This is a genomic window from Streptosporangium amethystogenes (genome assembly GCF_000721075.1).
GTDB classification, from domain to species: domain Bacteria; phylum Actinomycetota; class Actinomycetes; order Streptosporangiales; family Streptosporangiaceae; genus Streptosporangium; species Streptosporangium amethystogenes.
This window is the reverse complement of record NZ_JOEQ01000034.1, coordinates 1-24,368: the sequence shown is the minus strand read 5'-3', so window position 1 is coordinate 24,368 and position 24,368 is coordinate 1. Positions and strand designations below refer to the sequence as shown.

Annotated in this window: 22 protein-coding genes and 1 pseudogene; 10 read left to right on the top strand and 13 right to left on the bottom strand. The window is 70.5% G+C overall.

All coding sequences use genetic code 11. The features are described from left to right. Positions 1–11 precede the first annotated feature (11 nt). Positions 12–1,382: an MFS transporter gene (locus IG98_RS0135010; protein ID WP_245651851.1), complete on the bottom strand. Its 1,371-nt coding sequence runs from the start codon at positions 1,380–1,382 to the stop codon at positions 12–14. 108 nt (positions 1,383–1,490) lie between these two features. Here IG98_RS0135010 and IG98_RS0135005 point away from each other — a divergent pair, with 108 nt between their 5' ends. Then, positions 1,491–2,399: a helix-turn-helix transcriptional regulator gene (locus IG98_RS0135005; RefSeq protein WP_051753343.1), complete on the top strand. Its 909-nt coding sequence runs from the start codon at positions 1,491–1,493 to the stop codon at positions 2,397–2,399. Positions 2,400–2,423: 24 nt separating this feature from the next. On the opposite strand, the gene IG98_RS0135000 is transcribed toward IG98_RS0135005, so the two are convergent. The 6 genes from IG98_RS0135000 to IG98_RS51215 all read right to left on the bottom strand — a co-directional run bounded on the left by IG98_RS0135000 (position 2,424) and on the right by IG98_RS51215 (position 8,672). Beyond that, positions 2,424–3,719, bottom strand: coding sequence for an AAA family ATPase (locus IG98_RS0135000; protein WP_030922360.1), 1,296 nt, complete (start codon positions 3,717–3,719; stop codon positions 2,424–2,426). A 166-nt stretch (positions 3,720–3,885) separates the two neighbouring features. Then, positions 3,886–5,355, bottom strand: a complete 1,470-nt coding sequence (locus IG98_RS0134995) for a hypothetical protein (protein WP_030922356.1) — start codon at positions 5,353–5,355, stop codon at positions 3,886–3,888. A 61-nt stretch (positions 5,356–5,416) separates the two neighbouring features. Next, complete coding sequence (locus IG98_RS0134990; protein WP_030922353.1) at positions 5,417–6,544, bottom strand: hypothetical protein; 1,128 nt, start codon at positions 6,542–6,544, stop codon at positions 5,417–5,419. Positions 6,545–6,572: 28 nt separating this feature from the next. Then, positions 6,573–7,349, bottom strand: a complete 777-nt coding sequence (locus IG98_RS0134985) for a hypothetical protein (protein WP_030922350.1) — start codon at positions 7,347–7,349, stop codon at positions 6,573–6,575. Between the two features lie 268 nt (positions 7,350–7,617). After that, positions 7,618–8,307 (bottom strand): N-acetylmannosamine-6-phosphate 2-epimerase, encoded by a 690-nt coding sequence (locus tag IG98_RS0134980; RefSeq protein ID WP_030922347.1) that lies wholly within the window; start codon positions 8,305–8,307, stop codon positions 7,618–7,620. Beyond that, positions 8,304–8,672 carry an ROK family protein gene (locus IG98_RS51215; protein ID WP_245651850.1) on the bottom strand — a complete coding sequence of 123 codons (369 nt, stop codon included), beginning with the start codon at positions 8,670–8,672 and terminating at the stop codon, positions 8,304–8,306. Before IG98_RS51215 ends, IG98_RS0134980 begins: the two co-directional genes overlap by 4 nt. On the opposite strand from IG98_RS51215, the gene IG98_RS49410 reads away from it, so the two are divergent. From IG98_RS49410 to IG98_RS0134965, 3 genes and pseudogenes are all read left to right on the top strand, one after another. Then, the gene (locus IG98_RS49410) at positions 8,598–9,050 is read left to right on the top strand and encodes a FadR/GntR family transcriptional regulator (protein ID WP_245651849.1); all 453 of its coding nucleotides are present in this window, start codon (positions 8,598–8,600) and stop codon (positions 9,048–9,050) included. The genes IG98_RS51215 and IG98_RS49410 overlap by 75 nt on opposite strands. After that, positions 9,035–10,234, top strand: a pseudogene (locus tag IG98_RS0134970) (RNA-guided endonuclease InsQ/TnpB family protein); the annotation flags it as partial. The gene IG98_RS49410 and the pseudogene IG98_RS0134970, both read left to right, overlap by 16 nt. Beyond that, entirely contained in the window at positions 10,162–10,467 is a 306-nt protein-coding gene (locus IG98_RS0134965) for a hypothetical protein (protein ID WP_030922337.1), read from the top strand. The pseudogene IG98_RS0134970 and the gene IG98_RS0134965, both read left to right, overlap by 73 nt. A gap of 222 nt (positions 10,468–10,689) precedes the next feature. Here the strand turns inward: IG98_RS0134965 and IG98_RS54455 are convergent, their stop codons facing one another. Then, the gene (locus tag IG98_RS54455; protein ID WP_281178576.1) at positions 10,690–10,824 is read right to left on the bottom strand and encodes a hypothetical protein; all 135 of its coding nucleotides are present in this window, start codon (positions 10,822–10,824) and stop codon (positions 10,690–10,692) included. Positions 10,825–10,904: 80 nt separating this feature from the next. Beyond that, a complete protein-coding gene (locus tag IG98_RS0134955) occupies positions 10,905–11,102 on the bottom strand; it encodes a hypothetical protein (protein WP_030922334.1) in 198 nt (65 codons plus the stop codon). A 180-nt stretch (positions 11,103–11,282) separates the two neighbouring features. Here IG98_RS0134955 and IG98_RS47660 point away from each other — a divergent pair, with 180 nt between their 5' ends. Then, positions 11,283–11,897, top strand: a complete 615-nt coding sequence (locus IG98_RS47660; protein WP_157594696.1) for a hypothetical protein — start codon at positions 11,283–11,285, stop codon at positions 11,895–11,897. On the opposite strand, the gene IG98_RS0134945 is transcribed toward IG98_RS47660, so the two are convergent. Beyond that, positions 11,870–13,261 (bottom strand): MFS transporter, encoded by a 1,392-nt coding sequence (locus tag IG98_RS0134945; RefSeq protein WP_030922326.1) that lies wholly within the window; start codon positions 13,259–13,261, stop codon positions 11,870–11,872. The genes IG98_RS47660 and IG98_RS0134945 overlap by 28 nt on opposite strands. A 197-nt stretch (positions 13,262–13,458) precedes the next feature. Between IG98_RS0134945 and IG98_RS52805 the strand changes: the two genes are divergently transcribed. From IG98_RS52805 to IG98_RS0134925, 4 genes are all read left to right on the top strand, one after another. After that, on the top strand, positions 13,459–15,216 hold the full coding sequence (locus IG98_RS52805; RefSeq protein WP_051753342.1) for an ABC transporter ATP-binding protein/permease: 1,758 nt from the start codon (positions 13,459–13,461) through the stop codon (positions 15,214–15,216). Continuing rightward, entirely contained in the window at positions 15,213–17,006 is a 1,794-nt protein-coding gene (gene cydC / locus IG98_RS0134935) for a thiol reductant ABC exporter subunit CydC (RefSeq protein ID WP_211264264.1), read from the top strand. The genes IG98_RS52805 and cydC overlap by 4 nt, the downstream gene beginning before the upstream one ends. A gap of 108 nt (positions 17,007–17,114) precedes the next feature. After that, entirely contained in the window at positions 17,115–17,672 is a 558-nt protein-coding gene (locus tag IG98_RS0134930; protein WP_157594695.1) for a hypothetical protein, read from the top strand. Between the two features lie 248 nt (positions 17,673–17,920). After that, a complete protein-coding gene (locus IG98_RS0134925) occupies positions 17,921–18,901 on the top strand; it encodes a cation diffusion facilitator family transporter (protein WP_030922313.1) in 981 nt (326 codons plus the stop codon). Positions 18,902–18,956: 55 nt separating this feature from the next. On the opposite strand, the gene gndA is transcribed toward IG98_RS0134925, so the two are convergent. The 3 genes from gndA to IG98_RS0134910 form a co-directional block, all read right to left on the bottom strand. Next, positions 18,957–20,387 carry an NADP-dependent phosphogluconate dehydrogenase gene (gene gndA, locus IG98_RS0134920; RefSeq protein ID WP_030922310.1) on the bottom strand — a complete coding sequence of 477 codons (1,431 nt, stop codon included), beginning with the start codon at positions 20,385–20,387 and terminating at the stop codon, positions 18,957–18,959. A 206-nt stretch (positions 20,388–20,593) separates the two neighbouring features. Then, complete coding sequence (locus tag IG98_RS0134915) at positions 20,594–21,787, bottom strand: serine/threonine-protein kinase (RefSeq protein ID WP_051753341.1); 1,194 nt, start codon at positions 21,785–21,787, stop codon at positions 20,594–20,596. A gap of 57 nt (positions 21,788–21,844) precedes the next feature. Beyond that, a complete protein-coding gene (locus IG98_RS0134910) occupies positions 21,845–23,104 on the bottom strand; it encodes a glycosyltransferase family 4 protein (RefSeq protein ID WP_245651848.1) in 1,260 nt (419 codons plus the stop codon). 306 nt (positions 23,105–23,410) lie between these two features. On the opposite strand from IG98_RS0134910, the gene IG98_RS0134905 reads away from it, so the two are divergent. Beyond that, the gene (locus IG98_RS0134905) at positions 23,411–23,995 is read left to right on the top strand and encodes a TetR/AcrR family transcriptional regulator (RefSeq protein WP_030922305.1); all 585 of its coding nucleotides are present in this window, start codon (positions 23,411–23,413) and stop codon (positions 23,993–23,995) included. The last annotated feature ends 373 nt before the right edge of the window (positions 23,996–24,368 follow it).

Genomic DNA, 24,368 nt, shown 5'->3' with positions numbered 1-24,368 from the left:
GGAAGGCGCTCTCAGCGGCGGCGGAGCAGCGGCAGCGCGCACGCCCCGGTGAGCAGGGCCGTCACGGCCAGGGCCACGCCGGTGCCCGTCGCCGACCCCCCGCTCAGGTAGAGCGTGCCGAACGTGGCCACCCCCACGACCTGGCCGAGCTGGGTCACCATGACGAACAGCCCGCTGATGTCGGGGGCGTCTGCGGGGGCCGCGTGGGCCAGCCCCACCGCGAGCACCGGGCTGAACGCCCCACCAAGGCCCAGCCCGGCCACCGCGAACGCCACCGCCAGGAGCGGCTGGCCGTGCCCCCCGCCGCTCAGCGCCAGCGACATGAGCAGGTAGCCGAGCCCGGCCACGGCGAAGGCGGTGACGACCATACGGCGGTGCAGGCGTTCGGGAACGCGGCGCCAGTTGAGGCTGGCGACGGCGAAACCCACCGCGCCGGGCACGAACGCCAGGCCCGCAGCCAGCGGGCCGTCATCCAGCGGACCCTGTAGATGCAGGGCGGAGGTGAACAGGAACCCGCCGTAGGTCGCCATCGACCCGAAGATCGCCAGCGCCGACGTGACCACTCCCGGGGCCCGCAGCACCCGCGCGGGCACCAGCGGTGCGGCGGCTCTCCGCTCGACCAGCACGAAGATGCCCGCCAGCGCCACGCTCGCCGCCATGGCGACCCATCCCCACAGCGGCCAGTCCTGCTCGTGCCCCAGCACCAGCGGCACCACCAGGAGACTGACCGCCAGTGAGAGCGTGACCAGGCCGGGCAGATCCAGGGCACGGTGGCGTGACGGGCCGTCGGCGGGCAGCAGTCGCGCGCCCAGCACGAGCAGGCAGAGACCGACCGGCACGTTCACCAGGAACACCGGCCTCCATGTGGTGCCGAACAGGTTCGCGGAGACCAGCGTGCCGCCCAGCACCTGGCCGACCACGGCGGCCCCCGAGATCACCGTGGCGTACAGGCTGAGCGCGCGGGCCCTGGAGGCCCCCTCGAAGTTCGTCTGGATCATGCTCAGCACCTGGGGCACCATCAGGGCGGCCCCCGCACCCTGGAGGAACCGGAAGGCGATCAGCTGCCCGTCCGAGACGGCCAGCCCGCAGGCGAGGGACGCGACGGTGAAGCCCGCCAGGCCGTACAGGAACAGGCGGCGCCCGCCGTGACGGCCGCCCAGCCGGGCACCGATGATCAGCAACATGGCATAGGCGATGGTGTAACCAGAAATGATCATTTGGAGGCTCGAACCCGACGCGCCGAGGTCGGCACGGATCACCGGGGAGGCGACGTTGACGATGGAGACGTCCAGGATCGCCATGAACTGCCCGGTCAGGATCACCGTCAGCAGCCACGGGGGAGGAGTACGGACGGCCGGAGCCGGAGCCGATGTCACGGTCATGAGCAAGACTGTGGGACCTGGCGGATACGGGTAACGAGAGCCTGCCGATCCTGGTACCGGCAGCACCTGGCAGCCGGGGCGCCCATCGGCCAGCATGAAGGGGTGACCATGACCACTCCGGGCGGCAGACAAAAAACCGTGCCGGGCACCCGCCGCGCCGAGCTGGGAGCGTTCCTGCGCAGCCGCAGGGAACGCATCGCCCCCGAGAGCGTGGGCCTGCCCCCCGGGCTGCGCCGCCGCACCCCGGGTCTGCGCCGCGAGGAGGTCGCCCTGCTCGCCGGGGTCGGCGTCACCTGGTACACCTGGCTGGAGCAGGGGAGGCCGATCAACGCCAGCGTGCAGGTGCTCGACGCGATCTCCCGCACCCTCGGGCTGGACCAGGCCGAGCGCGAGCACCTCTACCGGCTCGCCGACGTGCCGGCCGTGCCCGGGCCCGACACCTGCGGCGGGCTCGAGCCCGCCACCCAGGTGATCCTCGACCGGCTCGACCCGCTCCCCGCCGCCGTCTACAACGGCCGCTACGACCTGCTGGCCTGGAACGAGACCTACAGCTGCCTCTTCCCCAACGTCGTCGTCCAGCCGGTCGCCACCCGCAACGCGCTCTGGCAGCTCTTCGTCGCGCGGGAGTGCTGCTCTCCGATCGTCAACCGGGCCGAGGAACTGGCTCAGATGGTCGCCACCCTGCGCGCCGGGTTCGGGCGGCATCTGGGGGAGCCGGCCTGGACCGAGTTCGTCCGCGTGCTGTCGGCCGCCAGCGGTGAGTTCGCGAGGATGTGGGCCACCCACGACGTGGCCAGGCCGGGCAACCGCATAAAGATCTTCCGTCACTCCGCGGTCGGGCAGATCCGCACCACCTCGACCAGCATGGCGCTCTCCTCGCCGCAGGAGGCGAGGATGGTCGTCTACACGCCGATGGACGAGGAGAGCCACGAGCGCGTCGCCCGGCTCAGGGCGCACCCCGAGGCTCCAGCGGTCGACCACTCCCACCGGCACCCCGTTCCCCCGCGGAGGCTGTGAACGCGCGGCCGAGCCGGCGGGAGGTCAGTCGTCAGGAGTCACCCGGTGCTTGGAGAGGTGGGCCAGCACCGCCTGGTTGGCCTCCCAGCCGTCGGGGAACTTCACCGGCACGCCGAGCTGGACCGGCTCGGCAGACGGGTGGGCGTCCAGCAGTTCGGGAATGCCCGCCCTGGCCACCACGACGCAGGCGTGGCGGTGCCGGGAGGCGAGCACGCACAGCCGCCCCGACTCCAGGTGGAACGCGGTGGCGTCGCGCCGCCCGGAGAGGGGATGGAGCACGATCGTCACGTCGTACTCCCGGCCCTGCAGGCGGTTGGCGGTGTCCACCGTGATCTCCGGCGGCACCCCGGCGGCCCTGATCGCGGCCACCTGGTCGCGGTGCGCGGCGCCGATGGCGATCCGGTCGGCCGTGACGGGATGGCTGCCGCGCTCGGAGTGCGCGACCGGACTCCGCTGGAGCAGCCGCGTCGCCAGGCTCGCGGTCGCCAGCACGGCCTCCGCGTCGGTGCGCACCGTGTGGCGGCTGGGCAGCTCGTACAGTGCCCAGCCAGACCCGGCCGCCTCCTCCAGTGCCAGGTCGAAGGGGGTGCGCATGCCGTTCACCGTGAACTCCAGCGACCGGTCGGCGGGGCCCGTCCCCGCGCGGAACCCGGTGAAGGGATAGAACGCCTCGGAGACCACGGGCGCGGCCGAGGCGGGCAGCCGCCAGGAGACCGGCAGCCGGTGCACCGGCAGGTCGGGGTTGTGCCGCAGCAGCACCGAGACCGCGCTCTGCACCGGGTCCCATGACAGGCCCGCCCAGCGGTCGCCGTCCACGATCGAGAACGGGTCGAGCTGGCCGGGGTCGCCCACGAACAACGACCGCTCGAACAGTGAGGCGATGCGCAGCAGCTTGTCCGACCGCATCTGGTAGGCCTCGTCGACGATGGCCCAGGGCCAGGTGCGGTCGCCGATCCATGCCCACTTGTCGGCGGTGGCGATCACCACGGCCGGGTCCCCCAGGTCGGGCAGCTTGCCCGCGACCGAGACGTTGGGCAGGGCGAGGATACGGCCGGGCGTGATGTAGCCGCTCGCCGAGAGCCGGCCGACCCCCAGGTCGGGATGCTCGGCCGCGAGCCGTTCCACCAGGTCGTCCACCTGCTCGTTGGTCTGCGCGACGATCATCAGCGGCTCGCCGGTCTCGGCGATGTGCCCTGCGGCCTTGACCACCAGCGTGGACTTGCCCGCACCCGGTGGCGAGTCCACGACCACGCCGCGGTGACGGGGCAGGTCGGCCAGGACGGCGTCCACCACGGCCGCCGCCTCCTGCTGCGGCGTCATGCCACGCCTCCGCCGCTGCCCGTCAGGTCCGTGCCGAGGCCCGTCACCCGGGCGCCGCGGCCCGCCGTTCCGGCCTCGGCGGCCCGGGCTTCCGGTGCCGCCGCCGAGCGAGGAGCACGCACGGCCGGGAGGGACATCGGCCGGCCGTGCGGGGTCCGGTGAACGCTCAAAGCCATTCCTCCTGCGCGTCGTCGTCGCCGGGCTCGTACTCCTCCGGCGGCCCGCCGTGGGTCCACGGCGTCTGCTCGGGGCCCGGCAGCGCCGCCGACGACTGGAAGTCATCTATCAGTGAGGTGTACGAGACCCGCTCGCCCGGTTCGGGCACCGAACCCGGAGCCGGGGTCCTGCCCCGCCCCATCCCCTTGGTGATCTTAAGGGTGATCTCCCCGTCGACGGCCTCGACGATCTCGGCCGCGTGGCCACGCCGGTCGGGGCTGCCGACGACGGTACCGGGCGTGAGCCGCACCGGGTCGCCGGTCCGCACGGTGATCAGGGGCCGGAGCTTGCGCGAGCGGCCCTCGCCCTCGCTGTGCTCGGGGTCGGCGGCGATCACCGTCCCGGCGAAGGCCTCACCGGTCAGCCGGTACTCGGCCATGAGCAGCGGGTCGTCGTGGGCCCGCTGCACGTCGTAGCTCGCCCGTGCCCGCTCCAACCCCGCCAGCCTCGCGGCGGCGCCCACCGCTCCGTCCCTGCGGGCCTGCGGCGGGCTCCCCTCGGCGATCCGCTCGACGAACCGGGTGAACGAACCGCGGTCGATCTCCCAGCGGTCCTTCACCCGCGAGCCCTCCGGCAGCGACCGCAGCAGGTCGACGGCCCGCCACATCAGCCGCCAGGTGGGGTCGAGCTGGGTGCGCAGCGCCTGGCTGACCCGGTCGACGGCACGGTCGGTCGGCGCCTCCTCGTAGGCGCGGATCGCCGGAGCGAGCACCTCGTTGTCGAAGCCCGGGTCGGTGGTGGGGCCCGCCGGCGGCCAGAGCAGCGGGTCCTCGGCCTCCTCGGCGGCCCGGTGCCCGGACATTCCCGGCGGCGGGTCGATCCATCCCAGCAGCGCCGCCAGGTTGGCGTCCTCCAGGCCGCTCTGCCCTGTCGCCCAGTGCAGGCTCAGTGCCTCGGTCGCCGCGAGCAGCACCGAGGAGCCCGGCTGCTGGGACCGGTCGGCGAAGTAGGTCAGCCACCGGCCGAGCAGCGGCACCGACGGGTGCACCGGATAGGGGCCCTCTGCCCTGCGGAATCGGGTGGAACGGCCGAGCAGCCCGGTGAACGAGGCGGCGGACCGGTTCGGCACGAGGATCTGCGGCGCGTCCAGACACCGCTCGTACGGCTCGCCGCCCCTGCGCTCGACCGTCTCGGTGCTTTTCTCGAACCCCTCGATGTAGGGCAGCAGCACCTCGGCCAGCCCGGCGGCGAAGGCGAACCGCAGGTCCCGGTTGCGGGGCTGAGGGACGACGAGCAGCCGGGGGTGGCCCGGGTCGGTGCCCACCATGGCGGCCAGCGGCGCGGCGGCCTCGCCCGCGAGCTTGAGCGGGATGAGCACCAGTGGCTGGTCGGAGATGTGGCAGTGCCTGACCGTGGTGATCCGCTGTGCGACGCCGTCCCTGACGGCTCGTAGCCGTGCCAGCGCCGTCAGCGCGCTCACCTGTCGTCCGCCCTCGCCGCGGCGGCCCCCGGCGCGGCCGGCCCGGTGGCCTCGACGATCCTCACCGCAGCGACTCCTCGCGCAGCCGGTCCGCCAGCCGGAGTAGGCGGGCGATCTCCTCCTGGCCCTCGACCGCCTCGCGGGTGCCCTCGGCCAGGCCGAGCGCCTCGTGCATGCCGGAGACGCCGCCCAGCTGGTCGCGGATCTGACGTCCGAGCAGGTCGGTGGATCCGCAGGCGCGGGCCTCGTGACGGCAGAACATGCACATGTCGCAGGTGGACAGGCAGTCGGGCGCGTAGCGGGCGGGTACCTGCAGCAGCGCCTGGGTCAGCTCGTCCGCCGAACGGGTCGGCACCCCGTCCTCGCCGGGGGCCAGGTCGAAGGTGAGGTCGTCCGGCAGGCCCTCCAGCAGGTACTCGACCCTGGTCATCCTGGTGAGCTGGCGGCCCAGCACCGACAGCTGCTTGCGCACGTCGACCAGTGCCGCGGTCGGGCGGTTGGCGAAGTTCTCCGGGCAGACGAGCACCACGTCGTGGGAGACGCGCTCCGGGTCGTGTCCGAGGTCGGCCATGAGCGTGCGCAACGCCAGGACGTAGACCGCCGCCTGCCGTGCCGCCGCCGCGACCTTGTCAGGCTCGGCCTGGCCGTCGATCATGCCGAACGACTTGATCTCCACGATGTGGAACCGCCCGCCGATCTGGAAGGCCACCACGTCCGGTTCGAGGTAGGAGGTGTGACCGGCGATCTCCAGGCTGAACAGCGGGTGGTCGTAGAACACCGCGGTCCCGTCGTCCTCGCGCGCCGCGCGGTCGATCAGCGCCCGGGTGTGCGAGTGGCGCAGGTGGGAGCCGACGCTCTCCACGTCCCGGTAGCCGACCTGGGCGACGGACAGGCCGAGCAGCTCGCGCAGCAGCCGCAGCAGCTCGGCGCAGCCGTTCTCCTTGACCAGCGACTCGAAGACGTTCCCGCGGGTGATCGCGAACTGGGACTGGCCGAACGGAGCGGGGAAACCGACGTGCCGGGCCGCGCGGTCCTTGTCCACGCCCGCGGCGTCCATCACCGCCCGGCGCGCGCAGCCGGGGTTGGCGGCCAGCGCCGCGATGGCCCGCGCGTCGTGCGGGCGGGCAGGCATCGTCCCGCGCAGCTCGTCAAGCCTGTTCAGGAAGGCCCTCTCCCGAAGGCTGTTCATGCGCGGGTTCCCCCGTCCAGCCTGGTCTTCAACAGGCCCCCCTCAAGGTGTTCATCGCGGTGACGCCGAACAGGCGCTCGGCGTCCGGTAGTTGCCTCGTCGCCCGCGCCGCCACCTCGGCCCGCTGCGCGGCGTCGGTGGCCCGATGCACCTCCAGCTCGGCCCGCGCCGCGCGGATCGCGGTCGCGGGGTCGGCCGGGGCGAAGCCCTCGACGGCGCCCGGGATGTTCTGCGCCATCCGCGACAGCAGCCGCACCGCCCCCGCCGGCGGCTCGGCCAGCCGCGCCAGGTGCTCGGCGATGCGCATGGTCGAGGTGAGGAAGTCGACGCGCGGGCTCAGTGGTCCCAGCACCCGTGACTCGGCCGGCCAGGTACTGTCGGCGAGCAGCCCCCGGGCGGGGGAGAGGCGGTCGGTCAGCGCGGCGCACAGGTAGTACGGCCTGGCGTAGGGGTCGCCGCGGAACGAGCGCTCCTCGTCTCGGCGCAGGCTGGTCAGCTGTGAGCCGCGGAGCTCGCGGGAGAAGAACGCGTCGTTCACCGCCACGATGAGCTTGGCCGAGGTCGGCACGCCCAGCATGGCCAGCGCCTGGTGCACCTGCTCCCTGATGGGCAGCAGCGAGGTCTCGGGCTCGCGCGCGGGCGTCGGCGCCTCGGAGCTTATCGCCGCGTCCCAGGCCTGTTCGGCTCTGCGCAACTCCCCGCGCAGCGATCGGGCGAGCGAGTTCTCCTTCGCCTTGACCGCCCGTCGCACCTCGGCGCGGAGGCCGGCTATTCGCCGTTCCAGCGCGTCCAGTGAATCACTCACGGCCCGGAGCGTAACAGGAGTTCCACTGGTCTCCCTTCAATTCCAGTGAATTCCAGTATTAAAAGCGGCCGTCGCATTGACATAACGGGATGAAAAGGGCATTTGATACGTAACTCATTGCTGGACCTGGAGAACCTGACAGGTGTCGCGCGTCCCACTGCTCCGGAGCCGCATCCCTGAACCGGGAGTCGCAGGAGAAGAAGGACGACCACCCACCGGAGACCGCCGAGCCGCTGCCGGCCGGCGTCCCGGCCGGGGCCGCCTCCGCTCAGTCCGGCGGCAGGGCGTCTTCGAGGGCGGCCGCGAACCAGCGAGCGATGCTGGTCGAATGCGTGATGGCGGTGCCGACCACGACCGCGTGCGCCCCCAGGCGGAGGGCCTCTGCGGCCTGCCCGGTGGTGTGGACGCGGCCCTCCGCGATCACCGGGACCGGCAGGTCGAGGGAGAGCAGGGCGACCAGGTCGAGGTCCGGTCCGGGGCCGCGACGCGAGTACGGCGTGTAGCCGGAGAGCGTCGTCCCCACGATGTCGGCGCCCGCCTCGGCGGCGGCGACGCCCTCGTCGTACGTCGAGACGTCGGCCATGACCAGTCGTCCGCTGCGTTCCCGAACCGTCCGGACGGTCTCCGTGAGCGTGCGGCCGTCGGGCCGAGGACGGCCGGTGCCGTCGAGGGCCACGATGTCGGCGCCGGCCGCGGCGACCTCAAGGGCGTGCTCAAGGGTCGGTGTGATGAAGACGTCGCCGTCGCCGTCCTTCCACAGGCCGATGAGCGGCAGGTCGAGCGCGGCCCGGATCCGGCGCAGATCCTCCAGCCCCTGGGCGCGGATGCCCGCGGCCCCTCCGGCCGCCACGGCCTCGGCCACCCGGCGCATCGTGTCGGGGTCCCGCATCGGCTCGCCGGGATAGGCCTGGCAGGACACCACAAGACGGCCGCGGAGCGCGGCGAGGAGCGGGTTCACGCCGCCACCTCCAGTGCCATCCGGGCGGCGCCGAGCAGGGCGGCGTCACCACCGAGCGAGGCCGGCTCGACCGGGACGCCACGCAGCACGGGCAGCGTCTCGGCGTGAACCGCCTCCCGCAGCGCCTCCCACCACGGCGCCCCGCACCCGGTGACGCCTCCTGTGATCACGACGACCTCCGGGTCGATGACGTTGATGAGACCTCCGACGGCCGAGCCGAGCGCGGTCGCCCCCTCGGTCAGGACCGCCGCGGCGACCCGCTGCCCGCCGAGGCGGAGCTGTGCGCCGCCGTGGGGGCCAGTCGCTCCAGCGTGCGGGAGGCGATCAAAACCCTCAGCGCGCTCGACATCGTCGAGATGCGACACGGGCACGGCACCTACGTCGGGCGGCTGTCCCTCGCCGCACTCGTCGAGAGTCTGATCTTCCGGGGGCTGCTCAGCCGGTCCGACGACTTCCGGGTGCTCTCCGAGCTGGCCGAGGTCCGCGAGACGATAGAGCAGGGGCTGGTCGGCTCGATCGTCGCCGCCTTCGACGATACCCTCCACGCCGAACTGCTCGGCCTCGCCACCCAAATGGCCGAACGCGCGGCCCGCGGCGAGGCCTTCATCAGATACCTCCAGCGTGGAGACCCCCGCCTTCAGGCGTGGGGAGGAAACGCGGCCTGGGGCCACAGGTTGGGGAGTCGAACACCTGCGCGAGCTCCAGCCGGGCGTGCAGGATGTGAGGCATGGCGCAGACCCTGAAGCGGGCCTTCAAATTCCGTTTTTACCCGACCCCCGAGCAGGCCGAAGAGCTTGCCCGGACGTTCGGCTGCGTGCGCCTGGTCTACAACAGGACACTGGAGGAACGCCATCGCGCCTACACCCTTGAAGGGCGCAGCGTCTCCTACGTGGAGTCCTCGGCGGCGCTGACAGCGTGGAAGCGCACCGACGAGCTGGCGTTCTTGAACGAGGTGTCGGCGGTGCCGCTCCAGCAGGCGCTGCGCCACCTGCAGGCGGCGTTTGCGAACTTCTTCGCCAAGCGCGCCAGGTACCCGGCGTTCAAGTCCCGCAAGAAGTCCCGGGCCTCGGCTGAGTACACCCGCTCCGCGTTCACCTACCAGGGCGGCCGGCTCACCTTGGCGAAGATGGACGGCCCGCTGAACATCGTGTGGTCGCGTCCTCTTCCCGAGGGCGCGGAGCCGTCCACGGTGACCGTGAGCAAGGACGCGGCGGGCCGATGGTTCGTCTCGATCCTGTGCCAGGACACGATTCGCCCCCTGAACCCGACCGGCGAGGCGGTCGGCATCGACGCCGGGATCACCGCGCTGGTCACGCTCTCCCGCCCCATCCGGGGAATGACCGATGCGGACGGCAAGGTCGTCAACCCGCGTCATGAGCGCGCCGACCGGCGCAAGCTGGCCCGCGCCCAGCGGGCGCTGGCCCGCAAGGAGAAGGGTTCGGCCAACCGGCGGAAGGCGAAACTCAAAGTCGCCCGTGTTTACGCCCGCATCGCCGACCGGCGCCGGAACTTCCTGCACAAGCTCACCACCTCGATCGTCCGCGAGAACCAAACGGTCGCGATCGAGGACCTCACCGTACGCAACCTGGTGAAGAACCACAGCCTGGCCCGCGCCGTCTCCGACGCCTCCTGGCGGGAGATGCGGACCATGCTGGAGTACAAAGCGCAGTGGTACGGGCGGGAGTTGCTGGTCGTGGACCGGTGGTTTCCCTCCTCGAAGCTCTGCTCGACGTGTGGCACCATCGCTCAGTCCATGCCACTGGGTGTCCGGGAGTGGGAGTGCGCCTGCGGCGCCGTCCATGACCGGGATGTGAACGCCGCGAAGAACATTCTCGCCGCCGGGCTGGCGGAGAGGTGAAACGCCTGTGGAGGGCCGGTGAGACCCGACCCGCGAAAGCGGCGAGGGCACGGCTCGACGAAGCAGGAAACCCGACCCGTGAGGGTTGGAGTCCCCCCGGCTTCAGCCGTGGGGAGGAGGTCAAGGAACCGCTGGGCAACGAGCTGGTCACCCAGCTCGCCGCCGCGTTCTGGGACGTCCACGCCATCGTGGCGCACGCCCTGGACGCGACTCCCGAGTCGGTACGGGAGACCGTCGAGGCGCACGACGCGATCGTCACGGCCGCCCTGAACGCCGGCCGGTGGCGCGAGCCAGGCGGGTAGCGGGCGGGTGTGCGGTACGTCCAGTCGCGAGACGGCCCGGGTCGGCACGACGTGGAGCCGGTTGAGTCCTCGGGTCTCGGCTTCGGCGATCTCGGTGGGCTCGGCCACCACCACGTGGTCGTATTCGAGACCCTTGGCCGTCGCCGCGGGGACGGTGGTGACGCGGGCCGCGGGGGCGATGTCGTCGAGCGTGGCGACCTCGGCCCCCGGCCCTCAGCGCCGTCACCAGCTCGCCGAGGGCCGCGTCGGGCACTGCATCGGTGAGAGGTCCTGCGCCTCGTCGACGACGACCTGACCGTAACCGCGAGGGCGCTCCAGCAGGCCCGAGACCTCGTCGAGAAGTACGGCGTCGGCCACCGGCCACCTGGCGCTCCTGAACGAGCGCGGCGGCCTGGCCCACAGGATGGCCGACTGCTGGCCGGGGTCGTCACCCGCCGCTACAGCGCTCGGCGCAGCACCTCCGCCATGCGGACGTCGTGCTTGACGGCCGTGGCCTCCTCACCGTCGGACCCCCTGAGCGGCTCGCCCGTCGGCAGTTCCTCCACGGTCGTCTGCTCGACGTCGACCTCGCCCAGCGCCGGGAGCACGGCCGCGATGGAGCCCAGGAACGCCCGGTTGGGGCCGAGGATCAGCACGCCCGCGCGAGAGAGCCGCTGCCGATGGGTGTGGAGCAGGTCCGCGGCTCGGTTCCGTCATTGACAGGTGTCTCCACGTGTTCCTACCTTGGAAACAGTGTTTCCTATAGGGAATCGGATGGTAGTGCCGTGGAATACCCCCTCTCTTTGGCGCTTGTGGACTTCTTGCCGGTTCTCGCCATGGCGACCGGTATCACCCTGCTCGTTCCCGGGGTCGGTGCCGTCGCCGGGCCGAAGGTGATGCGTGTCGCACTGCTCGGAGGACTGTCCATCGTGATCGGCGGCGCCCTCAAGGCCACGTGGAAGACCATCGTGGCGCTGGGCGGCCCCGACGTCGTCTGGATGGCCAAGGCGCAGTTCTTCCTGCTCGGGCCGGGCTTCACCCTCCTCGCCTGGGCGCTGCTGAGCGTCCGTCCCGGCGATGCGGGCAGGAGGGTCGCTCCGCTGTGGGCGTTCGTGGCCTTCGCCCTGATCGGAGTCGTCGCCGCGGCCGGAGTCGGAGCGACCTGGCCGCTGCTCGTCGTGACCACGGCATCGTCGACGCTCCTGGCCGTGCGACTGATCCTGCTGGCCCAGAAGTCGGCTGACAGCGTGGCGATGGCCCTGCTGGGGTTCAACATCCTCGGTAGCTACAGCATGGGAATGCTCGCCGGGCAGCCGGAGCAGACCATCACCCTGCAGTGGTTTGAGGAGTCGCTCAACACCTGCGTCTGGGCGGCCTTCGCGGTGGCGGTGTGGCGGCTGACCCGGGCCGGGCGAGCACTCGCTCATGTCCGGACGGCTCCCGTGTCGTAGCTGGAGCGCGCCCGCAGCACGACCAGGCCACTGATCGCTGCGGGCACCAGCAGGGCGGTGAAGGCGTAGAGCAGCGAGCCGAACACGTCGGACACCGCACCCACCAGGAGCGGTCCGAGCGCTCCGCTGAGGGCAAGGGTGAACTGGAGTACGGCGAAGCCGACGCCGCGCCGTTCCGCCGGTAGCAGATCGGCCAGGCCTGCGGTCAGGTTGGCGATCGCCGCGCCGAAGAAGGCGTTGGTGAGTGCGAACATCGCGATGCGCGCCCCGAGGAACGGCACGCCGATCGCGGCTGCGAAGCACAGCGTGCCGGCGAGCAGGCTGCCACCGCTGAGCGTGATACGCCAGGCCCGGTAGCGGCCCTGCCACCTGTCGCCGTACCGGCTGCCGAGCAGGGTGCCGATGACGATGCCGAGCAGGCCGGAGCCTCCGGCGATGCCCGCGGCCGCTCCGACCTCCAGGCCGTTGAAGCGCTGCATGAAGGTGGGCAGCCACCACATGATTCCGCTGATGCCGAAGAAGAGCAGCCCCAGACCGATGAAGACGAGGCGTACCGGCCGGATCGTGAGCACGTACCGCATCTGCGGGATCACCTCGCGAAGCCGCGGCTTCTCGGCGGCTTCCGCCGTCGCCGCGCCCGTCACCTCGTCTGCCGCCGCGCCGGCGTCCGGTCCCGGAACGCCGGAAGCGTTCTGGGCCTTGCCGATGCGGTCACCGATCCCGCGGATCGGCTCCCGCAGCGTCAGGCAGAGGGCGGCTATCAGCACGCCGGGGATGACGACGAAGAAGAACATGTTGCGCCAGCCATACGCCTGCCCGACGGCACCGCCCACGACGACGCCGATGGGGGTGCCGGCGAAGTAGGCCATGCGCTCGAATCCGTAGGCCCGGGCGCGCGAGCCGGGCGGATAGTAGTCGGCGATCAGGCTGGCCGCCGGCGGGCTGTAGAGCTGGCTGGCACCGCCGAGCAGGACGCGCATGCCGAAGAAGAGGGCGAACGTCGGGGCGAGCCCGGAGCCCAGGGTGAGCAGGGCCCACGACCCCACAACGGCCGCCATGAGGCCGGTGCGCCGTCCGGTGTCCGCCAGATAACCGGCGGGCAGCAGCAAGATCGTACTGGCCACGAGGGAGGCCGTCGAGATCGCGCCGCCCCAGGTGTCACTGAATCCGAACTCCGCCTGGATCAGTGGTAGCGCGCCCGCGACCAGGTAGAACTCGACCTTGTCGACAAGTGAGACCAGCGCTATGACGGCGGCCGGCCACCAGCCGAGGGGGGCCGCGCGGTTCAACCGGACCCGTAGCGGCGGGCGGCCCGCATAGACGGTCATCTCGATTTCGGGGGGCCGGGAAACCGTTTGGTCCATGGCGAGACCTCCATACTTGCTCAAAACTATTGACTGAGCATCTGTTCAGATGACTTGATAGTGAAACATCGTCCCCATAGGGGAAACAAGATTCGGGGGCCTGTGGCTGTCCGGGGCTGTTGGCCGGGCGGCTGTTCGGGTGACTTCATAGTGAAACATCGTTCCCTTAGGGGAAACAAGAGTTGGAGGGTGCATAGATGGATGCGCTGTCGGCGGAGCAGGGTGCCTCGCCCGTGCCGCCGAAACCGGAGTCGCTGATGGGCGCGATCCGGGGTCGTGTGCTGTGGTCCGTACTCGGCACCTGGTTGCAGGCGCTCGCCACCACGGCGCTTCTCCTGCTCGTGGGCGCGGCGATCGGAGAGATCGCGGCAGGACGAACGCCGAGTAGCGGGCTGATCATCGGCCTGGTGGCGGCCGCCGTGCTGCGAGCCCTGTTCGCGGCGCTGATCCCGGCCGTCACCATCCGAGCCGGTGGTTTCCTGGAGGTGCATCTGCGGGAGCGGATCTACCGCCACCTGCTCCGGCTGGGCGCGCCGCTGCGCTCACGTGAGCAGACCGGCCAGCTGGTCTCCACCGCCACCGAGGCGGTCGAGCTGGTCGCCACCTACTACGCGACCTTCCTCGGCCCGATCCTGGCCTCGATGACGGTGCCGGTCCTGGTCCTCGCCGCGATCGCGCTGTTCGTCGATCCGTGGACGGCGCTCATCCTCGCCATCGCCGTACCGGCGATCCCGCTCACGGTCGGCGTCTTCGAACGGGGCTTCGCCAAGGTCAGCGCGGGCTACCGGGACACCGCCAACCGGCTGGCCTCCCGCTTCCTGGACGCCCTACAGGGACTGTCGACGCTCAAGCTCTTCAACCAGGGCACCGCACACGGCAGGACCCTGGCGAAGGCGTCGGAGGATCTCCGTCAGGCGATCATGCGGTTGCTGGCCGGGAACCAGGTCATCCTGTTCGTGATCGACACGGTGTTCTCCCTGGGGATGATCACCGCGGCCACGGTGCTGGCGATGGTCCGGCTGGAGGAGGGCGCGATCGGCATCGGCGAGGCGGTCGCCCTGGTCCTGCTCGCCACCCTGCTCGTCGAGCCGCTGGACAAGGTCGGCCAGTTCTTCTACATCGGGATGGGCGGCAGCGCCGCGGCCAAGGAGATCAGGCGACTTTTGGCCGAGCGGCCGTCGATACCCGATCCCGTGACGGCGGCCCCCGCCGACGCCCCCGCGCAGGTCGAGTTCCGCGGCGTGAGCTTCGCCTACAATCCGGACTCCCCGGTGCTCCGCGACGTGAGCTTCACGATCGCGCCGGGTGAGAAACTCGCCCTGGTCGGTCCGTCCGGGTCCGGAAAGTCCACCGTCGCGGCCCTGCTCCAGCGCAACATCGCCGCGGGCGAGGGCGTCGTCGGCATCGGCGGTCACAACGTCACCCAGGTGCCCGGCGACTGGGTGCGCGAGCAGATCACCGTCGTCGCCCAGACCACCTACCTGTTCACCGGCACACTGCGCGACAACCTCAGGGTCGCCGCCCCCGACGCCGACGACGACCGGCTCTGGGAGGCGCTGAGCGTCGCCAACCTCGACGAGTTCGTCCGCTCCCTGCCGGAGGGTCTGGACACTCCGACCGGCGAGCGCGGCCTGATGCTGTCGGGCGGCCAGGCACAGCGGGTCGCGATCGCACGGGCCGTTCTCAAGGACGCGCCCGTCCTGATCCTGGACGAGCCCACCTCGAACGTCGACCTGGAGTCCGAGGCGGCGATCCTCGCCGCGCTGGACCGGCTCTCCGTCGGCCGCACCGTTCTCGTGATCGCGCACCGCCTGTCCACCGTACGAGACGCCGACCAGATCGTGGTCCTGGAGGACGGCCGGGTCACCGAGTACGGAACCCATGACGAACTGCTGTCGGGTACCGGGCACTACGCCCGCGCCGTGCAGCGCACAGAGGCGGAGGCCAGTTCATGACCACCGAGGAGATGACCCGCGCCCGGATCAGCCGGCGCCTGCTCGACTTCGGCCGCCCGCTCTGGCCCCCGCTCGCCACGTCGGTGACCTTCCGGGTGCTGCAGATGTGCCTCAACATCGCCCTGTACGCCGTCGGAGCCTGGGGCGTCACCCGCGTCGCCTCCGGAGACACCGGGGCGATCACGCCCGTGGCCGTCACGATGGTCGTCATCGCGTTCGCCAAGGGTCTGTTCCGCTACGTCGAGCAGTACTTCGGGCACTTCGTCGCGTTCAAGCTGCTGGCCATGCTGCGCGACGACTTCTACACGCGGATCGAGCCGCAGGCCCCCGCGGGAATCGAGGGGCGCCGCACCGGTGACCTGCTCGCCCGCGTCATGAAGGACATCGACCGCATTGAGGTGTTCTACGCCCACACCATCGCTCCGTCACTGGCCGCGACGATCGTCCCGCTCGTCTCGCTGTCGGTGCTGGGCGTGGGCTTCAGCCCCGTCGTCGCCATGGTACTGGCGCCGTTCCTGATCGCCGTGGGTGTCGTCGTCCCCTGGATGAGTCACCGGGCGGCCGCCACCGCGGCCACCGACCTGCGGCGGGCCCGAGGCGACGTCTCCCAGCACGTGACCGACGGTGTTCAGGGCGTCCGCGAGGTGCTGGCCTTCGGGTACGGCCCCCGCAGGCTCGACGAGCTCGCCGGGCTCGGTTCGGTGGGGGCGGGCGCCATCGGACGGCTGGGCGCGATGATCTCGGTACGGCGCGGGCTGAACGAACTGCTGGTGGCCGCCGGAGTCATCGCGGTGCTGTTCGCCGGAGCCGCACAGGGGCTCTCCTGGCAGGACGTCGCGATCGTGGTCGCGATCAGCCTGGCGACCTTCGGGCCGGTTCTCGGCGTCGAGGAGTTCATCGCCGACCTGGAGCAGGCGTTCGCCAGCGCCCGGCGGATCTGGGAGGTCACCGACCAGCCCCCGGTGGTCGCCGACCCGCCCGTCCCCGTCGCCGTGCCGGTCGAGCCGTCGATCGCCTTCGAGGGCGTGACGTTCGGCTACCCGGCAGCTGTGCCCGGCCTGACCCCTCCCGCGGTCAACGAGGTCTCGTTCACCGTCCCGGCCGGTAAGCGGTACGCGGTCGTGGGCACCTCGGGTTCCGGCAAGTCCACGTTGATCTCGCTCCTGCTGCGTTTCTGGGATCCGGCCTCGGGGTCGGTCCGCGTCGGGGACGTCCCGATCGACCGCCTGAGCCTGGAGGAACTGCGCGACCTCGTCGCCGTCGTCGGCCAGCGCACGTATCTGTTCAACGACACGGTCGCTGCGAACCTGCGCATCGCCCTGCCCGAGGCCACCCAGCAGGAACTGGAGGCGGCCTGTCGCAGGGCGGCGCTGCACGACACGATCCTGGCGATGCCCGAGGGCTACGAGAGCGTCGTCGGAGAGATGGGCGAACGCCTGTCCGGCGGTCAGCGGCAGCGGCTGTCGATCGCCCGGGCGCTGCTGAAGGACGCCCCGATCCTCGTCCTGGACGAGGCAACCTCCCAGCTCGACGTGCACACCGAGGCCGAGATCCAGCGGCAGATCGACGACCTCGCCGAGGGGCGGACCCTCCTGGTCGTCGCGCACCGACTCTCCACGGTGACCGACGCCGACCGGATCCTCGTGATGGATCGCGGCCGGCTCGTGGAGCAGGGGACCCACCAGGAACTACTCGCCGCGAAGGGCGCCTACTCGCGCCTGTACGCCCGCCAGGTCGACGACCTCGACCAGCCGACAGTCCCGCACACCGCGGGCCGGGCGTCCACCTAGAGCGTGGCCGCGGGGAAGCTGCCTTCTTCCCCGCGGCCCAAACCCCCCACTAGAAAGGGCACACCCATGCTATGTCGGAATCCCCACCGATTGCGGCGGTTGTTCACCGTGATCGCGACCACCTTCCTGGCGATGACCGTCGCCTTGCCGGCCTGGGCTCACCACACGGTGATCCTGACCAAGGCCAACACCCCCGGCAACGCCCCACGGGTCGTTGACGGAGGGGTGTCGTTCGCCTTCTACGGCTGGATGAACAAGCCGCTGGACACGCGTTCGTTCAAGCTCACCTTCACCGCCGGGCAGCGTGTGTACTTCGAGGGCATCATGCCCGACCTCGCCCCGGAGAACACGATCCCCAACGCCCTCCTTCCCCAGATCCTGGTCACCACTCCGGGCGGCAGCGTGATCAGCGTCCCCCCGACCCTGCGTGAGTCCTTCTACGAGGAGCACAGCCACAGCCAGCTGATCCGCTTCTCCAAGTTCGACCGGATCGCGGAGGCCAGCACCTACCAGTTCGTGATCGTCGGTGCGAGGCAGCAGCGCTTCGCTCTGGCGACCGGGCTGGCGGAGGCTCCCGGGCAGCTGGTGAACGGCACCATCGGCAACTTCTACGACGTCATCCACTGGTACCAGACCCCGGCTCCGTACGACCCCGCCGGACTCTGACGACCGTCACCGGACCGATCGTCAGAGCGGTCCGGTGACTCAGTACGGCTTACATCCCATCAACCTAGGAGGAAATCATCACTCAAGTGGTCAACGGGCTCCCCATTACGGTGATGTTCAATATATGAATACCTATTCAGGAGTTTTGTCGATGAGGGTGCTCTTCGGTCTGGACCCCCGGGGGTCCCTCGAACCGGATGAGAGGCGTGCCACAGCCAGCAGAGAGCGGCTCGTCCGGAAGGTGAGCCGTGCCTGCCAAACATGATCACCACGGGCATGGCCACGGGCACGGCCACGGGCACGCGGTCAGCCCCGAGTCCGATCGGCGCTACCTGCTGGGAGCGCTCGGTCTCATCGTCACGTTCATGGCGGGCGAGGTGGTCGTCGGCCTGGTCGCGAACTCGCTGGCGTTGATCTCCGACGCGGCCCACATGCTGACCGACGCCAGTGCGATCGTGCTGGCCCTGACCGCGATGCGCATCGCCGCCCGTCCCGCGAGGGGGGCCTACACCTTCGGCTGGAAGCGCGCCGAGATCATCTCCGCGCAGATCAACGGCGCCACACTGCTGCTGCTGGTGGCCTACTTCGCCTACGAGGGCGTGCACCGCCTGCTCGAACCGTCGGAGGTCATCGGCCCCCTCGTGTTCGTCACGGCTCTGATCGGCGTGGCGGTCAACGCGCTGGCGACCTGGCTGCTGTCCAAGGCCAACCGGGAGAGCCTCAATGTCGAGGGTGCCTACCAGCACATCCTCAACGACATGTACGCCTTCATCGCCACCGCGATCGCCGGCCTGGTGGTGTGGCTGACCGGCTTCCGGCAGGCCGACGCGATCGCCGCGCTTGTCGTCGCCGCCCTCATGGCCAAGGCGGGCTACGACCTGCTGTGCGAGTCCGGGCGGGTCCTGCTCCAGGCGGCACCCGGTCACCTGGACCCGGACGAGATCGGTTCGCTCCTCGCTCGGCAGCCGGCTGTGGTGGAGGTCCATGATCTACACGTCTGGGCGGTGACCAGCGGTTATCCGACCTTGTCGGCCCATGTGCTCGTCGAGCCCGGCTCCGACTGCCACCGGGTGCGCGTCTCGCTGGCGGAACTGCTCAAGGACCGCTTCGCCATCGACCACACCACCCTCCAGGTGGATCCCGGTGGCCAGGAGACCGACCCGGCGCAGGCCGTACCGCGTCAGCACTGCCCGGACCCGCACGGTCCACGGCACCGCAGCGGCTCGTAGCTGAACGGCCGGCCGCGGGAAGGGCGGCGGGACCTTCCGCCGCCCACCGAGGATGTCAGCTTCCGATCTCCGTGCGGTCGCCCGACCACAGGGTGTGGAAGGAGCCCTCGCGGTCCACCCGCTGGTAGGTGTGCGCACCGAAGAAGTCACGCTGACCCTGGATCAGGGCCGCGGGCAGGCGCTCGGCCCGCAGCCCGTCGTAGTAGGCCAGCGCGGTGGAGAAGCCCGGCGCCGGAATGCCCAGTTCGGCGGCCTTCGCCACCACTCGCCGCCACGAGTCCTGCGCCAGGCTCAGCGCCTCGGCGAAATAGGGGGCGGCGAGCAGGGTGACCGGCTTGTCCGGCGCCGCGTACGCCTCGCGGATGCGGTTCAGGAAGACGGCGCGGATGATGCAGCCGCCCCGCCAGATCGTGGCCAGCACGCCGGGGTCGACGTTCCAGCCGTACTCGGCGCTGCCCGCCCTGATCATGTCGAACCCCTGGGAGTAGGCGACGATCTTCGAGGCGTACAGTGCCCGACGCACATCCTCGGCGAAGTCCTCGCCGACGGCGCCGGCCGGTACGCCCGAAGGACCCGGCAGGCCGCGCGCGGCCGCGCGCAGGTCGGCGTGGCCGGACAGGGAGCGGGCGAACACCGCCTCGGCGATGCCGCTCACCGGAACCCCCAGGTCCAGGGCGATCTGCACGGTCCACCGGCCGGTGCCCTTCTGCTCCGCCCGGTCGGCGATCACGTCGACGAGCGGCCTGCCGGTGGCCGCGTCGACCTGGCGGAGCACCTCGGCGGTGATCTCGATCAGGTACGAGGACAACTCGCCTGAGTTCCACTCCGCGAAGATGTCCGCGAGCTCCGCCGGGGTCCGGCCGAGCCCCTGCCTGAGCAGGTCGTACGCCTCGGCGATGAGCTGCATGTCGGCGTACTCGATGCCGTTGTGCACCATCTTCACGAAGTGCCCGGCACCGTCGGGACCGATGTGCGCGCAGCAGGGCACGCCGTCGACCTTCGCCGCGATGTCCTCCAGCAGCGGGCCCAGCGCCTCGTACGACTCCTTCGAGCCACCGGGCATGATGCTCGGCCCGAGCAACGCGCCCTCCTCCCCGCCGGAGACCCCCGCGCCGACGAAGTGCAGGCCGCGCTCGCGCAGCGCGGCCTCGCGTCTGCGCGTGTCGAGGAAGTGCGCGTTCCCGCCGTCCACCAGCATGTCGCCCGGCTCCAGCAGGGGAGCGAACTCCTCGATCACCGCGTCGGTCGCCGCCCCGGCCTTGACCATGATCAGGATGCGCCGAGGGCGCTCCAGTGCCGCGACGAACTCCTCGGGAGTCTCGCAGGGGACGAAGGTCCCCTCGTCCCCGTGCTCCTCGACCAGTGCCTTGGTCCTGTGGTGTGACCTGTTGTGCACCGCTACCGAATGCCCGTGCCTCGCCAGGTTACGGGCGAGGTTCGCCCCCATGACGGCCAGCCCTGTCACACCGATCTGTGCCTGGGTCATCACATACCTCCAACTCGGAGACCTCGGTCCTCATGACCGGGAAAGAAAACACGACAGGATGCCACGTAGTGGGTTTCTCGAAAGCACGAGCGAATCCGGTCCGTGGGCCATCACCGCTTGTGACGTACGCAGATCCTGAAGCGAGCGTTCACATTTCGCTTCATCCAATTCTTCACGTCAAGAATGCCAGGCCGCACCCGCCCTGACTAAAGGGGCGAAGAGAGTGTCGGCACCGTGCCGTCCCGGAGCGCCTGGCGGCCCGACTGCTGCGAGGTGGCCGGGGTCCGGTCGCGATTCTCGATGTACATGAGCCCGGCCCCGGCCAGCAGCAGGATCACGAAGGCCACGGCCACCGCGACGAAGACCCGCGTGTTCGACGAGGCGGGATGCTCGGGCGGTTTGGCACCGCCCACCCCCGGAGACGTCAGATGCGACCGCATCGGCTCCCTGCCGGGCCCGCCCAGGACCGGCGGCGCGCCGTACGGCGGTGGCGTTGTGGCGTACGGCGGAGATGGAGCCGGAGCGGGGGGAGGGGAGAGGGGCCGTGGGGTATGAGCGGGGAAGGCCGGAACCTCTCCCGTCGCACGCAGTCCCGCGAGGGCGTCGCGCAGCGCGGCCACCGAGGGGGTGCGTCGCGCGGGGTCGGCGGCCATGGCATCCCTGAGCACGGCGGTCAGTTCCGGCGGCACCCCCGGGATCTCGGGGACGGGCAGGCGGTGCAGGGCCATGATGACCGCGATGTTGACCACGCCGCTCTCCGGAAAGCGCGGCGGGCGCCCGGAGAGCAGCGCGTACAGCGTGGCGGCGAGAGAGTAGACGTCGCCCGCAGGGGCGGGTTCGGTCAGCTCGAACGCCTCGGGCGGAGCATAGGCCGGGGTGAGGGACTCCCTGGTCACCGATGCCTCGCCGCCCGACGAGGACATGGTGGCCAGGCCGAAGTCGGAGAGCACCGCATTGCCGTACCGGTTGATCAGGATGTTGGCGGGTTTGATGTCCCGGTGCAGTACTCCGGCGGCGTGCGCCGCCGACAGCGCGCCGGCGATTTTGATGCCGATGTCGGTGACCTCGGCCGCCGGCAGCCGCCCCTCCGCACGCATCCGGTCCAGCAGCGACCCGCCAGGGCACAGCTCCAGGACCATGTACGGCCGCCCATCGGGCAGGACCCCGGCGTCGTAGACATGGGCGACGTGCGGATGGCCGGAGAGAGCGCCCGCCGAGGTCACCTCGCGCATGAAACGGCGCCGATCCCGTTCCGAGACCAGCACCCGGTTGTCCACCTTGAGCGCGACCTCACGCTCCACCGCCAACTGCCTGGCCCGGTAGACGATCCCGAAACCACCCTGGCCGAGCACCCCGGACACCTCGTAGCCCGGTACGGCGACGGCACCCGCTCCGGCCACCTGCCACCTCCTGAAGACGAGCGGCAGATTACCGGAGTTTCACCCACGAACCACGCGTTATACCGGCCGGCGCCGCTTCCGGTCGCCGGGATGTCCGTCACCGAGCTCCGCCAGAAGCGCGTCCCAGCGGGCCCCGATGGCGTCGAGGCTGTAGTCGGCCGCCGTCAGCGCCGCGTTGCCGCCGAGCCTGCCACGCAGCTCCCGGTCCTCGATCAGCCGGCAGAGCGCCTCGGCGAGCGCCGCGGGCCTCTTCGGCGGAACGAGCAGCCCGTTGTGCTCGTGCACGATGATCTCCCCGGGGCCGTGCGGGCAGTCGAAGCTCACCACCGGCACGCCCTTGCTCATCGCCTCCAGGATCGTCATGCTGAATCCCTCGTAGCGCGAGCTGACGGCGTAGATCGATGACTTGGCCAGCTCCATGCCGATCTCCGACGAGCTGCCCATGAGCAGCATCGTGTCCGACAGCCCGGCCTCCTCGATCCTGGCGCGGAGTTTCCGTTCGGCCTCGGGCCTGCCGCGCCCGTAGAGGCGCAACACCCAGTCGGGGTGCGCCGCGGCGACGGGCTTCCACGCCTTCACCAGCAGGTCGAAGCCCTTGGCGTGCACCATCCTGCCGATGGCGACCACGACTTTCTCGTCCAGCTTCGAGACGTCACCGGACAGCGCGGTCACGGCGTTCGGGATGCGCAGCAGCCGTCCGGGCGGCGTCTGCAGAACCCTGCGGTAGTGCTCCAGGTCCACCCGCGTCAACGTGACGAAGGTGTCCAGCCTGCCGTAGCGCCGCTTGATGAGCCGGACGACCTCGGGGGAGTGCACGTCGAGTGCCACGTGCTCCTGGCCGATGGTGATGACGCCCGGTGGCGCGAACAGGGCGGTGACCAGGTTGAATCCCGGCCGGGTGGAGATCAGCACGCCGGTGCGCATGGATCGCAGGTAGCGGACCATGCGCAGGTCCGTCAGCAGTGAGACCGCCCGGTAGACGTTCTCCTGCCTCGGGATCAGCATGCTCGGCAGGCGCGACAGCAGCCACCCCACCGGGCCTCGCCGCCGGGTCCTGTCGTCCAGGAACGACACCCGCACACCCGGTGGGATGGGAAAGAACGGCTCCCTGGCCGTCCGGACCACGCTGACGATCTCCACATCGCGCTCGCGTGCCAGGTGACCCGCCAGGTTGAGCACGGTCCTGATGGTGCCGCCCATTCCGTACGCGTGCTGCAGCAGGATCCGGACGGTTCCCGTGTCGGGCGCCGGAGCGCGTCTCGCCCGCCTCGCGTTGAGCGCCCGCAGCAGCCCGAACGCCGCCCGCCTGACGGCCATCCGTGCTCGCCGCGTCCTCGCGTTCTTCCCCGACATGCTGAGAGCCCCCGCCCGTCCCGCATTCCCTGTCGTTCACCTTTCCCGAAGCCACTTTCGTTAAAGCGCACACGTCGGACATTCAGCTCACCATCTGACAGACCGTCGTACGGATCACGGCGGTCCTGGACCGCCGGTGACTCAGTCCCGCCCGTCCTTCGCGAAGTGAGGTCACGTCCTCTACCCCACCGGAGCCGTTGTTCGCGTTCATGGTGCTTTCGGCTGGAGCTCCCGGCCTATGCTGTTCCTCTCCGTGTGAGGGGAGCATCGGTGGGCGGACGGGATCCGGATCGGCGTCGAGCGTTGCTCGACGCCGCGGACCGGGTGATCCGGCGTGAGGGACCCGAGGCGTCCATGGCGTCGATCGCCGCCGAGGCGGGGGTCACCAAGCCCATCCTCTACCGGCACTTCGGCGACAAGAGCGGGCTCTACCAGGCCCTGGCGAACCGGCATGTCCGCACCGTGGTCGGGCTGCTACGGCCGGAGTTCGACCGGGCCAAGGCCGACCTGCGCAGTCGCGCCCGAGCGACGATCGACGCCTACCTGGAGATGATCGCGGCCAACCTGAGCCTCTACCGGTTCCTCTTCTACCGGGCCGGTGCGGAGGACAGCCGGACCCACTCCCAGATGACCGCGATCGTGCGCAGCCTCGGTGAGGAACTCGGCACAGTGATCGCCGCCGAGATGGCGGTGCCCGATCCGGTTCGCGCCCAGGTATTGGGTCACGCCTTCGTCGGTATGGTTCAGGCCACCGGTGACTGGTGGCTGGAGCATCCCGAGGTGGACCGGGCCGAAGTCGTCGAGGGACTGGTCAGCGTCATCGTGGCGACGATGTCGGCCACGCTCTCCCGCTGACGTCGCCTGCCACCGAGCCCCTTCGGCGGCGCCGTGGCTCGAGAGTCAGCACCGGTTGAGTGTGCGATCCATCGATCTTCCGGGCGATCGGGCTTCTCCGGGGGCATGGTCGATTTGACGATGCGGGACGAGGTTCGTACAGTTCACCAGACCCGAGGGAGACGGCGGCGGCGCCGAGGCCTCGGGAGCCTCTCTAACGATCTTCACTCCAAGGGGATATTTATCTCCAAAGGGGTCTGATTCGACATGAATCAGACGGTCGAGTACGTTAGAAGGGTTGCTCTGGAAACGGAGCCGCCAAATTCCAGCAAGACCTGCAAGATCAAGTCAATCGATTCAAAACGAGCCGGTTTGACACGAAAAAGCGGGCCTG